This is a genomic window from Streptomyces sp. NPDC006385 (genome assembly GCF_040612485.1).
Classification (GTDB): Bacteria; Actinomycetota; Actinomycetes; order Streptomycetales; family Streptomycetaceae; genus Streptomyces.
This window is the reverse complement of sequence record NZ_JBEXQG010000124.1, coordinates 1-13,885: the sequence shown is the minus strand read 5'-3', so window position 1 is coordinate 13,885 and position 13,885 is coordinate 1. Positions and strand designations below refer to the sequence as shown.

The following is a 13,885-nucleotide window of genomic DNA, read 5'->3' as shown; positions in this document are numbered from 1 at the left end:
AACCCCACCCCTGGACATGACGACGGCCTGCACCACCCCAACGGGGTCGTACAGGCCGTCGTCACGCAAGACCCGGATTTACCAACAGCGTCCGGTGATCCGGGGCGGGCCCTTTTCCGTCATCTCGCGGCCGCGCACACCGCGGTCAGCCCGTGCTCAGGTGGCCCGGCGCCGCCGAGCCCCCGGCCGGCGCTCGCTCGGCCGGGTCACCGCGTCCCCGGCCGCGAGGGCGGCGGCCCGCCGCTTCATGCCGAAGTCGGCCAGCGCCTCCGCCAGCTTGTGCACGGACGGCTCCGGAGCCATGACGTCCACCCGCAGACCGTGCTCCTCGGCGGTCTTCGCCGTGGCCGGCCCGATGCAGGCGATCACCGTCACGTTGTGCGGCTTGCCGGCGATACCCACCAGGTTCCGCACGGTGGACGACGACGTGAAGAGAACGGCGTCGAAGCCACCCCCCTTGATCGCCTCCCGCGTCTCCGCCGGCGGCGGCGACGCCCGCACGGTCCGGTACGCCGTGACGTCGTCGACCTCCCACCCGAGCTCGATCAGCCCGGCCACCAGCGTCTCCGTGGCGATGTCGGCCCGCGGCAGGAACACCCGGTCGATCGGGTCGAACACCGGGTCGTACGGAGGCCAGTCCTCCAGCAGCCCCGCCGCCGACTGCTCCCCGCTCGGCACCAGATCCGGCTTCACACCGAAGGCGATCAGCGCCTTGGCCGTCTGCTCGCCCACCGCGGCGACCTTGATCCCCGCGAAGGCCCGGGCGTCGAGCCCGTACTCCTCGAACTTCTCCCGCACCGCCTTGACGGCGTTCACCGAGGTGAAGGCGATCCACTCGTAGCGGCCGGTCACCAGCCCCTTGACCGCCCGCTCCATCTGCTGCGGCGTGCGCGGCGGCTCTACGGCGATCGTCGGCACCTCGTGCGGCACGGCACCGTAGGACCGCAACTGGTCGGAGAGCGAGGCCGCCTGCTCCTTCGTCCGCGGCACGAGCACCTTCCAGCCGAACAGCGGCTTGGACTCGAACCACGCCAGCTGATCGCGCTGGGCGGGGGCGGAACGCTCACCGACCACGGCTATCACCGGCCGGCCGCCCTCCGGCGACGGCAGCACCTTGGCCTGCTTCAGGGTCTGGGCGATGGTGCCGAGCGTGGCGGTCCACGTCCGCTGCCGCGTGGTCGTCCCGGCGACGGTCACCGTCAGCGGCGTGTCGGGCTTACGGCCCGCCGACACCAGCTCACCGGCCGCCGCGGCGACGGAGTCCAGCGTCGTCGACACCACCACGGTCCCGTCCGACGCCCCGACCTCGGTCCAGCAGCGGTCCGAGGCCGTCCGCGCGTCCACGAACCGCACGTCCGCGCCCTGCGCGTCCCGCAGCGGCACCCCCGCGTAGGCGGGCACGCCCACGGCCGTGGCCACACCCGGCACGACCTCGAACGGCACGCCCGCCGCGGCGCACGCCAGCATCTCCTCGGCGGCGTACGCGTCGAGCCCGGGATCCCCGGACACCGCACGCACGACCCGCCTGCCGCCCCGCGCGGCCTCCATGACAAGATGTGCGGCGTCGCGCACTGCGGGTACCTCAACGCTTTTTGACGTGCCGTCAACCAGCGTCGGGGGAGGCGCGCCCGTGCCCGGTAGCCGGTCCGGCGACGGACCGGTCTCCGTGTTCACGACCGCGACCGAGGACCGCGCGTGCGTCCGCACGACGTCGAGCACATCGTGCTCGGCGACCAGTACGTCCGCGTTCGCCAGCGCCTCGACGGCGCGCAGAGTCAGCAGTCCCGGATCCCCGGGTCCGGCACCGAGGAAGGTGACGTGCCCGTGTTCAAGGTCGGCGGGAAGGGTGGTGGGGCTCAATGTGCTCGCTCCCCCATCAGACCGGCCGCGCCCTGCGCAAGCATCTCGGTGGCGAGTTCGCGACCGAGCGCAAGCGCTTGGTCGTGCGTCTCGGGCACGGGACCGGTGGTGGACAGCTGCACCATGCGGGAGCCGTCGGTCGTGCCGACGACGCCGCGCAGGCGCATTTCCTTGACAATCTGCCCGTCGGCCAACAGGTCGGCCAGCGCGCCCACAGGGGCGCTGCAACCGGCCTCCAGGGCGGCGAGCAGTGAGCGCTCGGCGGTCACGGCGACCCGCGTGAACGGGTCGTCGAGCTCTCCGAGCGCGGCGATGAGGGCAGCGTCTTGGGCGGTGTGCCCCGCCCTGCACTCGATCGCCAGTGCCCCCTGGCCGGGGGCGGGCAAAACCGTGTCGACCGACAGGAAGTCGGTGACCTCGTCGCTGCGGCCGATCCGGTTGAGGCCGGCCGCGGCCAGCACCACCGCATCCAGCTCACCGTCGTGCACGTACCGGATCCGCGTATCCACGTTCCCCCGGATGGGCACCGTCTCGATGTCCAGGCCGTGGCCGCGCGCGTACGCGTTCAGCTGCGCCATCCGGCGCGGCGAACCCGTACCGATGCGCGCCCCGCGCGGCAGGTCGGTGAACTTCAGCGCGTCCCGCGCGACGATGACGTCCCGGGGATCCTCGCGGACCGGCACGGCGGCCAGCACCAGTTCCTCGGGCTGCGCGGTCGGCAGGTCCTTCAGGGAGTGCACCGCGAAGTCGACCTCGCCCTTGAGGAGCGCGTCGCGCAGGGCGGTCACGAACACGCCGGTGCCGCCGATCTGCGCGAGGGCCTCGCGGGAGACATCGCCGTACGTGGTGATCTCGACGAGCTCGACGGGCCGTCCGGTCACCTGGCGCACGGCCTGCGCGACCTGCCCGGACTGGGCCAGGGCGAGCTTGCTGCGCCTGGTGCCGAGCCGTAGTGGCTGCTGGGTCATCGTGGGCCTCGGTTCTTGTCGGTGCTGTCCTCGGCGCGCGAGACGGAGGCCACCGTCTCCTGGTCGAGGTCGAACAGGGTCCGCAGGGCGTCCGCGTACCCGGCGCCGCCGGGCTCGGCCGCGAGCTGCTTGACCCGGACGGTCGGGGCGTGCAGCAGCTTGTCGACCACGCGCCGCACGGTCTGCGTGATCTCGCTGCGGTGCCTGTCGTCCAGCTCGGGCAGCCGCCCTTCGAGGCGGGCGATCTCGTTCGCCACGACATCGGCGGCCATGGTGCGCAGCGCGACGACCGTGGGCGTGATGTGCGCGGCCCGCTGCGCCGCCCCGAAGGCCGCGACCTCGTCGGCGACGATACGGCGGACCTGGTCGACGTCGGCCGCCATCGGAGCGTCGGCCGACGCCTCGGCCAGCGACTCGATGTCCACCAGCCGCACCCCGGCCAGCCGGTGCACGGCCGCGTCGATGTCCCGCGGCATGGCGAGGTCGAGCAGCGAGAGCACCGGCGCCGGGCGGGGCGCCTCGACGACGGGCTCGGGCTTGCGGCGCTCGGGGATCCGGCCCACCGTGGCCACGGTCGCGGCGAGCGCGGTGATCAGCTCGGCGTCGGTCTCGGGGCCGCGCCGGGCGGCCTCCCGGCGGTCGACGGCACTGCCCGAGGCCCAGGTCGCGTGCTGCTCCAGCGTGGCCGCGTCCATGCCGGCGACGGCGGCCTCTCCGTGGACGGAGAATCCTCCCTGCACGGCGGTCAGGTCCAGCGGGCAGTTCTCGTCGGACCCGACGCTGGTGGGCGGCAGCGGGGTCTGCGGTACGTCCGTGCTGTCGCTGTTCGTCCGGGTGGCCTGCGCCTCGGCCGCCGTACGACCGCCGCGCTCGCCCTCGTTCTCGCCGAAGGCGACCGGCCGCCCGGTACGGCCCTCGACCGCCGCCGCGACCGACGCTGCCGTGAGGACGAGCCCGGTCGCGCCGGTGCAGGAGACGACGACATCGGCACGTGTCAGCTCGACCGGCACCGACTCCATCGGTACCGCGCGGGCCGACACGTCCAAGTCACCGGCCTCGGCCAGGATCTGCGCGAGGCGCTCGGCGCGGTCGAAGGTGCGGTTGGCGACGACGATCTCGGCGACACCGGTCCGCGCGAGGGTGGCGGCGGCCAGGGAGGACATCGATCCGGCGCCGATGACCAGGGCCTTCTTGCCGTCGGCCCACACCGCGACGTCCGTCTCCATGGCCAGTTGCTCCAGGCCGAAGGTGACCAGGGACTGCCCGGCGCGGTCGATGCCGGTCTCGGAGTGGGCGCGCTTGCCGACCCGCAGCGCCTGCTGGAACAGGTCGTTCAGCAGTCGCCCGGCGCTGTGCAGCTCCTGCGCCTTGGCGAGGGAGTCCTTGATCTGCCCGAGGATCTGGCCCTCGCCGACGACCATCGAGTCGAGCCCGCAGGCCACCGAGAACAGATGGTGGACGGCCCGGTCCTCGTAGTGGACGTACAGATAGGGCGTGAGCTCCTCCAGCCCCACCCCGCTGTGCTGGGCGAGCAGCGTGGACAGCTCGGCGACACCGGCGTGGAACTTGTCCACGTCGGCGTACAGCTCGATGCGGTTGCAGGTGGCCAGCACGGCGGCCTCGGTGGCCGGCTCGGCGGCGACCGTGTCCTGGAGCAGCTTGAACTGCGCGTCCGCGCTCAGCGCCGCGCGCTCCAGGACGCTGACCGGGGCGCTGCGGTGGCTCAGCCCGACAACGAGGAGACTCATGCCGGCATCACGGCGGGTACGTCCCCGTCAGGCCCCTGGTCGGCGGATCCGGCGGACTCCTCGCGGGTGGCGGCGGCCGGCCCGGCGCCGTCGGACAGGGCCTCCTCGCCGGCCTTGCGCTGCTCGTGGAAAGCGAGGATCTGCAGCTCGATGGAGAGGTCGACCTTGCGCACGTCGACGCCGTCCGGGACGGACAGCACGGTCGGCGCGAAGTTCAGGATGGAGGTGACCCCGGCGGCCACGAGCCGGTCACAGACCTGCTGGGCGGCACCGGCGGGGGTGGCGATGACACCGATCGACACGCCGTTGTCCTGGATGATCTTCTCCAGGTCGTCGGAGTGCTGCACGGGAATCCCGGCGACGGGCCTGCCCGCCATCGCCGGGTCGGCGTCGATGAGCGCGGCCACCCGGAAGCCGCGGGAGGCGAAACCGCCGTAGTTGGCGAGCGCGGCACCGAGGTTGCCGATACCGACGATCACAACCGGCCAGTCCTGGGTGAGCCCCAGTTCACGGGAGATCTGGTAGACGAGATACTCGACGTCGTACCCCACACCACGCGTGCCGTAGGACCCGAGGTAGGAGAAGTCCTTGCGCAGCTTCGCGGAGTTGACCCCCGCCGCGGCCGCGAGCTCCTCGGAGGAGACCGTGGGGACCGAGCGCTCCGACAGTGCGGTCAGGGCGCGCAGGTACAGCGGAAGCCTGGCGACGGTGGCCTCGGGAATCCCTCGGCTGCGGGTCGCCGGTCGGTGAGTTCGGCCAGTTGCCACGGTGCTCCTGCGGGTAGAGCGGGGCTGTAGGCGGTCACACGTCCCTACATGACCGCCCCGTCGAAAGCAGGCTATGTCTTTGTGAACGCGTGCACAAAGATGGTGTCCGATTTGCCCGCCCAACGTGACCGGGCTCACGCACGCCCGGCGCACTGGTCTGGAACCGGCGCATTCGCACCACCGTTCCTCATCTCTTGGGGGCAAAACCGAACACTCTCCTCAACGATCCCCGCCCCCGAGACCAAGTCGCCGTCGATCCTAAGCCAGTTTCCCGACCAGTTGGACTAGTCGGTCAGTGCTTTGCGGAGGCGATCTTCGTTCACGCGCCAGAAGGTGTGCTGGGCCCCGTCGACGAGGACGACGGGGATCTGCTCCCAGTACTGGTCGTGCAGTCGGGGGTCCTGGGAAATGTCTTTCTGCTCCCACGGAACCCCGAGGTCACCGCACACCTTCTCGATGACGACCTGTGCGTCATCGCACAGATGACAGCCGGGTTTGCGGATGAGGGTGACCAACCGGTCCTGGGGGGACCTGGCCGCGCCACGACGGAAGAAGGGGCTCATGCAGCCATTCTCGCGCGGGGACGGTCGCGGTGGCGGTGACGCCGGCCGCGGCTCGGCGGCAGGCGGGATCCGTCCTTTAACGACACGGTCGCGGAGAGTTCACAGCCTTCGAACCTCTCCAGTCCGGCAGCACCGAACAAACTGGCTATGCTCACGGTCATGGCCGCTCTCGGATGGCTCACTCCCCGTAGGCGTTCCGCCACGGCGCGGAGCGTGTTGGCAGGCGAGGCCTCTGCGGAGGCAGCGCGCAAGTCGTCGCAGGAGACGACGGAGGTCTCCGACAAGGAACCGGAGTTCCCGGTACTCGGCGACGAGAAGGCCGCCGCCTTCTTCGACCTGGACAACACCGTGATGCAGGGCGCCGCCCTCTTCCACTTCGGGCGGGGACTGTACAAACGGAAGTTCTTCGAGACGCGCGACCTCGCCAGGTTCGCCTGGCAGCAGGCGTGGTTCAGGCTGGCGGGCGTCGAGGACCCGGAGCACATGCAGGACGCGCGGGACTCCGCTCTGTCGATCGTCAAGGGCCACCGGGTCTCCGAGCTGATGTCGATCGGCGAGGAGATCTACGACGAGTACATGGCCGAGCGCATCTGGCCGGGCACACGCGCGCTGGCGCAGGCACACCTGGACGCGGGCCAGAGGGTATGGCTGGTGACGGCGGCCCCCGTGGAGATCGCCCAGGTGATCGCGCGCCGACTGGGCCTCACGGGCGCGCTGGGCACGGTGGCGGAGTCGGTGGACGGCGTCTACACGGGCAAACTGGTGGGCGAACCGCTGCACGGCCCGGCGAAGGCGGAGGCGGTCCGCGCGCTCGCGGCCGCGGAGGGCCTGGATCTCGCCCGCTGCGCGGCGTACAGCGACTCGCACAACGACATCCCGATGCTCTCCCTGGTCGGCCACCCCTACGCCATCAACCCCGACACCAAGCTCCGCAAGCACGCCCGCAAGTTGGACTGGCGCCTGCGCGACTACCGCACGGGCCGAAAGGCAGCGAAGGTCGGCATCCCGGCGGCTGCCGGAGTGGGGGCGGTGGCCGGAGGAACGGCCGCGGCGATCGCGCTGCACCGTCGGCGACGCTGACGGCATCGCAGGACGAACCCACTCCATCCCCAGCCCGTCTCCGGCGCCGGCCCGCTGCTTCAAGCCCGTCCGGCGTTTGAGGACGAGGCCCGTTCAGGGCCGAAAGCGGGGGTCTGGGGGCCGCAGGCTCCCAGGGAGCGGCGAGGTCGAAGGGGCAGCGCCCCTTCAGGAGGGGACGGTAGGGGCGGCGGGGGCGAGACTCCGTGCGGCGCGTTGACCACGCCCGGCCGAACAGCCAATCCGCACCCCCTACCCCCACAACCCCGCATCCAGTCCCGTTGGCTGCACACGGCCACAACACGCCCCGGAGTCAGCCCGAACCCGGACGACTTCGATCAACAAACGGTCACTCTCCGGCACTTGATCGGCCGTCAATCGGTTACAGAAGAGACGCAATCGGTGATTTGAGCAACTGGGCGTAGCAGTGCCTGCACGAAGCGTTATTCTCCTCAGACGCAAACCGGTACCCCTCCGTCGCTACGACGGGTGAACGGTCCCGCACTGCACGTGATGGAAGCTCTGCCTCTGGGAGTCCCGTGTACCCACACGTCGGGGTTGACGCCTCGGGCCTGGCTACGCTGCGCGCAACGGTCAACGACCTGTTGCGCGGCTTCGTCCCCACCGCGTACGCCGTCCCCGCCCTCGCCGTAACCACCGCGCCCGTAGGCCCGTGCTACGCGCTCGCCGACGGCAGCGCCGCCGTCAGCAGACGCGGACGCTCGGCGGGCGCGGCAACCGCTCGGCGGCCTGCCGCGGACAGCGACAGCGCTCGCATGATGGATCTCGTGGAACGCGCACAGGCCGGCGAGGCCGACGCGTTCGGCCGGCTCTACGACCAGTACAGCGACACCGTTTACCGCTACATCTACTACCGAGTCGGAGGGAAGGCCACCGCCGAGGACCTCACGAGCGAGACCTTTCTGCGGGCCCTCCGACGGATCGGCACCTTCACCTGGCAGGGACGGGACTTCGGCGCGTGGCTCGTCACCATCGCCCGCAACCTCGTCGCCGACCACTTCAAGTCCAGCCGCTTCCGCCTGGAGGTGACCACCGGCGAGATGCTCGACGCCAACGAGGTCGAGCGCTCGCCCGAGGACTCCGTCCTCGAATCGCTGTCCAACGCCGCCCTCCTCGATGCCGTACGCCGACTCAACCCCCAACAGCAGGAGTGCGTCACGCTCCGCTTCCTCCAGGGCCTCTCCGTCGCCGAGACCGCCCGCGTCATGGGCAAGAACGAGGGCGCCATCAAGACCCTCCAGTACCGGGCCGTCCGCACCCTCGCCCGGCTGCTGCCCGACGACGCGCGCTGAGCAGTCACCCGCACCGTTCCAGCACTCTCCGCAACTATCAACTCACCGTCGGTGAAAGTCCGTTGACTTCGCGGTCCGTTCATCCTCCGTCCGTAACCCAAGTGCCGCGCCGCTCGTTGTGCGGGATGCAGGCTCCCTGTGGTCACTCCCTGGCCGACTTCGATCACTCGATCGTGTGCAAGTGGTCAGGGCGTGCAACCCTCAGGACCCCCTGGGGAGTCGACCGTCATCACGAGAGGAGGTGCCGCCAGTGATCGCGAACGTATCGGCACACCGGCGGGCGAACGCCTTCGCCCAGGCCCTGGAGGAGCTGTCCGACCGGGGCTCGGCGGCCGAACAGGCCGAGCAGCCCGATGGATCGGCACCGGCACCGGCTGCTGCGGAACAGTCCGAGCAGAGGCGCCTGATGGCCCTCACCGAGAGTCTCGGCGAGCTGCCCAAGCCCGTACTCGACCCCGAGGTCAAGGTCGTCCAGCGCGCCCAGCTCGTGGCCGCGATGGAGGCCATGCTGCAGGAGGGCACCGCGGCAGGCGAGGCGGGCCCCCCCGTACCCGAGCAGCGTTCGGACCGTGCCCGGGGCGCTCACCGCGCGTCCCCCCTGGGGAAGTTGCGGCCGCGCTCACGGCTCGCCAAGGGCCTCACCGCGGGCGGGCTCAGCGTCGGCGTCGCGGCGGGAGCCTTCGGTGGAGTGGCCGCGGCGAGTTCCGACGCACTGCCCGGCGACTCCCTCTACGGCCTCAAGCGCGGCATCGAGGAGTTCAAGCTCAACGTCCTGGCCGACGGCGAGGGCGAGCGCGGGCGCACCTATCTCGACCAGGCCTCCACACGGCTGAGCGAGGCCCGGCGGCTGATGGAACGCGGACGCGGCGGACAGCTCGACCACGAGTCGCTCGCCGAGATCCGCCGCGCCCTGTCCGGCATGCAGCACGACGCCTCGGAGGGGCATCGCCTGCTGCGCGAGGCGTACAAACGCGACCCGAAGTCCCTGGCCCCCATCCAGGCCCTCTCCACCTTCTCGCGCTCGCACCGCGCGGCCTGGGGCAGCCTCCGCGAGCGGCTTCCCCTCCAGCTCGGGGACGTCAGCGACAAGGTGTCGTCGGTGTTCGACGCCATAGACGAAGAGGTCGCCCCGCTGCAGTCCCTTCTCCCCCAACCCCCGGCACAGGACGGCGACGGCCGGCGGCACGGCGGTTCCGGATCCCCGTCGACCGGTGCGTCCGGCACCGACCGATCGGCCCGCCCCAACACCGGAAGCGACTCCTCCGGCAGCAGCCACTCCAGCAGCCCCAGCAAGTCGTCCGAGGGCTCCGGCAGCGAGGGCGAGGGCCTGCTCGGCGGCAACACCGGCGGCCTGCTCGACCCACCGAAGGACACCGGCAGCACCGGCACCTCACCGTCCACGTCCACCCCGAGCACCGAGCCCGCGGTCACCCTCCCACCCCTGCTCCCCGGCCTCCTGCCGGGCCTGGGCATCGAGGGCGAGGACGCGAACTAGCCACAGCGGAACAGCCAGTCGTACGACGACGGGGGCGCCCCCTTCTCACCAGGGGCGCCCCCGTTGCCGTACCGGCGACAGGACGGCCGACCGACGGCACGCCGGTCAGAAGAACACCGACCGCCGCTGCACCAGCAACTTGTACAACGTGTGCTGGATCTGCTCCCTGACCTGGTCCGTCAGGTTGAACATCAGCATCGGGTCCTCGGCCGCCTCCGGCGGGTAGCCGTCCGTCGGGATCGGCTCGCCGAACTGGATCGTCCACTTCGTCGGCAGCGGGATCGCACCGAGCGGGCCCAGCCACGGGAAGGTCGGCGTCAGCGGGAAGTACGGGAAGCCCAGCAGCCGGGCCACCGTCTTCGCGTTGCCGATCATCGGGTAGATCTCCTCGGCCCCGACGATCGAGCAGGGGATGATCGGCGTGCGCTGCCGCAGCGCCGTGGAGACGAAGCCGCCCCGGCCGAAGCGCTGAAGCTTGTAGCGCTCGCTGAAGGGCTTGCCGATGCCCTTGAAACCCTCCGGCATCACGCCGACCAACTCGCCCTGCCCCAGCAGCCGCTCGGCGTCCTCGGCGCAGGCCAGGGTGTGGCCGAGCTTGCGGGCGAGCTCGTTGACCACCGGCAGCATGAAGACCAGGTCGGCGGCGAGGAGGCGCAGATGCCGACCCGCGGGGTGGTGGTCGTGCACCGCGACCTGCATCATCAGGCCGTCCAGCGGCAACGTCCCGGAGTGGTTCGCGACGATCAGCGCGCCGCCGTCGGTCGGGATGTTCTCCACGCCCTTCACCTCGACCCGGAAGTACTTCTCGTACACCGGGCGCAACAGGGACATCAGGACCTGGTCGGTGAGTTCCTCGTCGTAGCCGAAGTCGTCGACCTCGTAGTCGCCGGTGAGGCGGCGGCGCAGGAAGGCCAGGCCGCTCGCGATGCGCCGCTCCAGGCCACCGTCGTCCTGGGGCTGCGGGGGCGGCTGTTCCTCAGATGTCACAGGAACATCATCCTGCGCGAAGGACCGTCCCGGGAGGGGCTGGACCTCGCGTACCAGCGCCGATTCACCACTCTTGCGCCGGCTTCCCGCGCTCCGGCGCCGCGTCGGCCGCTGCACGGCGCTCCCGCGGGACCGGTCGTCGTCGAACGGAATGACCTTGGCGTCCGCCATCGTTGATGCGCTCCTCAGTTGGCGCTCTGCGTCGGGGGGTGGCCGCCGCCCAGCACGGGCAGCGCGGCGATCCGGTCGACGGCCCCCGCAAGGGCCTCCGGCGGCAGCAGACCCGGTCCGCGGCTGCGCGCGAACTCCGCGAAGGTCTCCGCCGTCGTGTACTTCGGCTTGAATCCCAGCGTCTCTCGCATCTGGTCCGTCGCCACGACCCGGCCATGGGTGAGCAGCCGGATCTGCTCGGGTGAGAAGTCCGACATACCCAGCGTACGCACCAGCGACCCCGCCCAGGTGACCGCGGGAAGCAGCAGCGGCACGGTGGGGCGGCCCAGGCGCCGGGAGCACTGCGAGAGCAGCAGGACGCCGTCGCCGGCGATGTTGAAGGTGCCGCTGTTGAGGGTGCCCCGCGCCGGCTCGTGCGAGGCGATGCGCAGCACCTCGATCACGTCGTCCTCGTGCACGAACTGCAGCCGCGGGTCGTAGCCGAACACGGTCGGCAGGACCGGCAGCGAGAAGTAGGAGGCGAGCGGTGTCTCCGCGGTCGGACCGAGGATGTTGGCGAACCGCAGCACGCACACGGCCACGTCCGGCCGCCGCCGCGCGAAGCCACGCACATAGCCCTCGACCTCCACCGCGTCCTTGGCGAAGCCGCCGCTGGGCAGGGACTTGGGCGGAGTGGTCTCGGTGAAGACGGCCGGGTCGCGGGGCGCCGATCCGTACACGTTCGTACTGGACTTGACGACGAGCCGCTTGACGGTGGGGGACTTCTGGCAGGCACCGAGCAACTGCATGGTGCCGATGACGTTGGTCTCCTTGACCGTGGTCCGGCTGCCACCGCCGAGCGCGGTTCCGGTCACGTCCATGTGTACGACGGTGTCGGCGCCGCTCTCGGCCAGCACCCGCGCGATGGTGGGCTGCCGGAGGTCGGCCTGGATGAAGTCGGCACCGCCCAGATGATGCTCGGGCGGAACCGCGTCCACGGCGACGACCCGGTCCACCTGTGGGTCACGCTGGATCCGTCGGACGAACCGGCCCCCCAGTTGACGGGCCACTCCGGTCACGAGCACGACCTTGCCCAAGATCAGCGCCTTCCTTCCAGCACTCGTACCCCTGCCGAGTTCCCCGTGTGCGGCCAACTTAGCGGGTCGACGTTGCGCTGTGATGACCGCCCACTGCGTGAAGTGACGAGAACTCCATGCGTACGACCGGACAGCCCAAGCCGGCGTCCAGGCATACGCACATGGTCCGGCCCACCGCACACGACCTCGATACGCGTGTGGCCCCCCACCGCATCCGGTGGGGGGCCACACGCACGCCGCTTCCGCGGCGCCGCTTACTTCTTGTTGCGACGCTGAACGCGCGTGCGCTTGAGCAGCTTGCGGTGCTTCTTCTTGGCCATCCGCTTGCGCCGCTTCTTGATAACAGAGCCCACGACTACCCTCGCTCACTTCTCATCACTCGGTGTTTGGGCGCCATGGGCCCACACGACCTACGAGGGGCTAGCCTACCCGCCCGAGCGCTGAGGTCGTAATCGAGGGGGCGAGAGGGAATCCTGAACAGCCCTGAGGATCCCCCTCGCCCACTGCCGTCAGGCGGTTTCCACCCCCACATAACTCTCGCGGAGGTACTCGTGAACCGCTTGCTCGGGGACGCGGAAGGACCGCCCCACCCGGATCGCGGGCAGATGACCGCTGTGCACCAACCGGTACACGGTCATCTTCGACACTCGCATCACCGAGGCGACTTCCGCCACGGTAAGGAACTGAACCTCGTTCAGAGGCCTCTCGCCAGCTGCAGCCATGACACACCTGAACCTTCCGCACTCGACGGCCACCGGCTTCCCCTTCCGGTGACTCTTCGTCGCTGCGTGCTCACTCCCCAATGTAGGGGCGGGTGATGCGAGTGGGGAAGAGGTGCACCCATCGGCGGCCTACTGGGACAGACACGCTCGATTGAGTACGTAGCGGGTAAGCGGCCGGTAGTAATCAGACCGCACACCGTCATCAAGTGGAACGACGACGGACACGACTCCCTCAGCCTCCCCGACAAAGAGCGCGGGGTCATTCGTATCGGCGAGACCAATGGCCTCAAACCCCAGCTGACCTGCCCCGCAGACCCAACCGTGATCCCCGATCACCAACTCGGGCAACGGCCCGCCGGCCTCCGCCGCGGCGGCCAGCGCGGTACGAACCGGGAGCGGCGAGTGCGTGTGTGCGCCGGTCTCACGCCCGGTGCTCGGAGCGCCGGCTTCCCGCACCAACGCGACTCCTCGTACGTAGTCGAGGTTGTACGCGCGTAGGCCGAACCGGGTCGTTATGTCGACACAGCGACCATGCGCGGGAGTGAGAACGGCACATCCCACCGCCGACAAGGCGTCCGCCAAGGCGGCGTAGAACCCGAGCAACCGATGCGGATGCCCCGTCCCGATGAGCACCGGCGCCCTGCGCTGCGCGACCGCACCGACCCGCTCGGCAAAGGCATGCAGACCGGTCAAAGTCCGACCCGGATCAATCACATCATGACCAGAAACCCACCCAGGATCGGCCGAAACCCCACACTTCTCCGCCATCAAGGCAACCACATCCCGCTGCCCCCACCGCCCCACGGGATCGAGCCCGATGAGCACCCGAGGATCCCGAGCCGCGAAAAGCCGATAGCTCCTGAGACTCTCCTCCCGAGTGGTCGCCACCACCCCGGCAAGCCGAGCAGCCAGGAGATGGGCGCGGATGGCACCGGTACTCAACACGTGAGCGATGCTGACGGACAGGACACGCAGGGGCTACGGGAACGCCAAAACACCGCACAGTCGGGCTAACGACACGGAAGGCTCCGCCCCTCAGACGACGGTCACGTCCTGCGGCGCCGGCCCGCTGCTTTCAGCCCGTCCGGCGTTTGAGGACGAGGCCCGTTCAGGGCCGAAAGCGTGGGTCTGTGTGCCG

At 70.4% G+C, this 13,885-nt stretch carries 13 protein-coding genes; 3 read left to right on the top strand and 10 right to left on the bottom strand.

All coding sequences use genetic code 11. From position 1 onward, the window contains the following. Positions 1 to 156: 156 nt before the first annotated feature. The 5 genes from ABZ078_RS42920 to ABZ078_RS42900 form a co-directional block, all read right to left on the bottom strand. Complete coding sequence (locus tag ABZ078_RS42920; protein ID WP_356583971.1) at positions 157 to 1,860, bottom strand: bifunctional uroporphyrinogen-III C-methyltransferase/uroporphyrinogen-III synthase; 1,704 nt, start codon at positions 1,858 to 1,860, stop codon at positions 157 to 159. Beyond that, the gene (hemC, locus tag ABZ078_RS42915; RefSeq protein ID WP_356583970.1) at positions 1,857 to 2,828 is read right to left on the bottom strand and encodes a hydroxymethylbilane synthase; all 972 of its coding nucleotides are present in this window, start codon (positions 2,826 to 2,828) and stop codon (positions 1,857 to 1,859) included. Before hemC ends, ABZ078_RS42920 begins: the two co-directional genes overlap by 4 nt. Next, positions 2,825 to 4,576, bottom strand: a complete 1,752-nt coding sequence (locus tag ABZ078_RS42910; protein ID WP_356583969.1) for a glutamyl-tRNA reductase — start codon at positions 4,574 to 4,576, stop codon at positions 2,825 to 2,827. The genes hemC and ABZ078_RS42910 overlap by 4 nt, the downstream gene beginning before the upstream one ends. Then, the gene (locus ABZ078_RS42905) at positions 4,573 to 5,343 is read right to left on the bottom strand and encodes a redox-sensing transcriptional repressor Rex (RefSeq protein ID WP_356583968.1); all 771 of its coding nucleotides are present in this window, start codon (positions 5,341 to 5,343) and stop codon (positions 4,573 to 4,575) included. The genes ABZ078_RS42910 and ABZ078_RS42905 overlap by 4 nt, the downstream gene beginning before the upstream one ends. A 284-nt stretch (positions 5,344 to 5,627) precedes the next feature. After that, positions 5,628 to 5,906, bottom strand: a complete 279-nt coding sequence (locus ABZ078_RS42900; RefSeq protein WP_356583967.1) for a glutaredoxin family protein — start codon at positions 5,904 to 5,906, stop codon at positions 5,628 to 5,630. A gap of 159 nt (positions 5,907 to 6,065) precedes the next feature. On the opposite strand from ABZ078_RS42900, the gene ABZ078_RS42895 reads away from it, so the two are divergent. From ABZ078_RS42895 to ABZ078_RS42885, 3 genes are all read left to right on the top strand, one after another. Beyond that, complete coding sequence (locus ABZ078_RS42895; protein WP_356583966.1) at positions 6,066 to 6,986, top strand: HAD-IB family hydrolase; 921 nt, start codon at positions 6,066 to 6,068, stop codon at positions 6,984 to 6,986. Between the two features lie 536 nt (positions 6,987 to 7,522). Then, positions 7,523 to 8,296, top strand: a complete 774-nt coding sequence (locus tag ABZ078_RS42890; protein ID WP_356583965.1) for an ECF subfamily RNA polymerase sigma factor, BldN family — start codon at positions 7,523 to 7,525, stop codon at positions 8,294 to 8,296. Positions 8,297 to 8,546: 250 nt separating this feature from the next. After that, positions 8,547 to 9,791: a DUF5667 domain-containing protein gene (locus tag ABZ078_RS42885; protein WP_356583964.1), complete on the top strand. Its 1,245-nt coding sequence runs from the start codon at positions 8,547 to 8,549 to the stop codon at positions 9,789 to 9,791. Between the two features lie 105 nt (positions 9,792 to 9,896). Here the strand turns inward: ABZ078_RS42885 and ABZ078_RS42880 are convergent, their stop codons facing one another. From ABZ078_RS42880 to ABZ078_RS42860, 5 genes are all read right to left on the bottom strand, one after another. Further along, on the bottom strand, positions 9,897 to 10,949 hold the full coding sequence (locus ABZ078_RS42880) for a lysophospholipid acyltransferase family protein (RefSeq protein ID WP_356583963.1): 1,053 nt from the start codon (positions 10,947 to 10,949) through the stop codon (positions 9,897 to 9,899). Between the two features lie 14 nt (positions 10,950 to 10,963). Beyond that, the gene (locus tag ABZ078_RS42875) at positions 10,964 to 12,025 is read right to left on the bottom strand and encodes an NAD-dependent epimerase/dehydratase family protein (protein WP_356583962.1); all 1,062 of its coding nucleotides are present in this window, start codon (positions 12,023 to 12,025) and stop codon (positions 10,964 to 10,966) included. 254 nt (positions 12,026 to 12,279) lie between these two features. Continuing rightward, entirely contained in the window at positions 12,280 to 12,378 is a 99-nt protein-coding gene (locus ABZ078_RS42870; protein ID WP_003948845.1) for an AURKAIP1/COX24 domain-containing protein, read from the bottom strand. A 156-nt stretch (positions 12,379 to 12,534) separates the two neighbouring features. Further along, on the bottom strand, positions 12,535 to 12,747 hold the full coding sequence (locus ABZ078_RS42865) for a helix-turn-helix domain-containing protein (protein ID WP_004984898.1): 213 nt from the start codon (positions 12,745 to 12,747) through the stop codon (positions 12,535 to 12,537). 129 nt (positions 12,748 to 12,876) lie between these two features. Next, the gene (locus ABZ078_RS42860) at positions 12,877 to 13,692 is read right to left on the bottom strand and encodes a phosphatase (protein WP_356583961.1); all 816 of its coding nucleotides are present in this window, start codon (positions 13,690 to 13,692) and stop codon (positions 12,877 to 12,879) included. Between the last annotated feature and the right edge of the window lie 193 nt (positions 13,693 to 13,885).

What these genes read in the sequence shown, in the direction of transcription:
- hemC (WP_356583970.1), bottom strand. Translation starts at nt 2,828, where the DNA reads ATGACCCAGCAGCCACTACGGCTCGGCACCAGGCGCAGCAAGCTCGCC.
- ABZ078_RS42910 (WP_356583969.1), bottom strand. Translation starts at nt 4,576, where the DNA reads ATGAGTCTCCTCGTTGTCGGGCTGAGCCACCGCAGCGCCCCGGTCAGC.
- ABZ078_RS42900 (WP_356583967.1), bottom strand. Translation starts at nt 5,906, where the DNA reads ATGAGCCCCTTCTTCCGTCGTGGCGCGGCCAGGTCCCCCCAGGACCGG.
- ABZ078_RS42895 (WP_356583966.1), top strand. Translation starts at nt 6,066, where the DNA reads ATGGCCGCTCTCGGATGGCTCACTCCCCGTAGGCGTTCCGCCACGGCG.
- ABZ078_RS42880 (WP_356583963.1), bottom strand. Translation starts at nt 10,949, where the DNA reads ATGGCGGACGCCAAGGTCATTCCGTTCGACGACGACCGGTCCCGCGGG.
- ABZ078_RS42865 (WP_004984898.1), bottom strand. Translation starts at nt 12,747, where the DNA reads ATGGCTGCAGCTGGCGAGAGGCCTCTGAACGAGGTTCAGTTCCTTACC.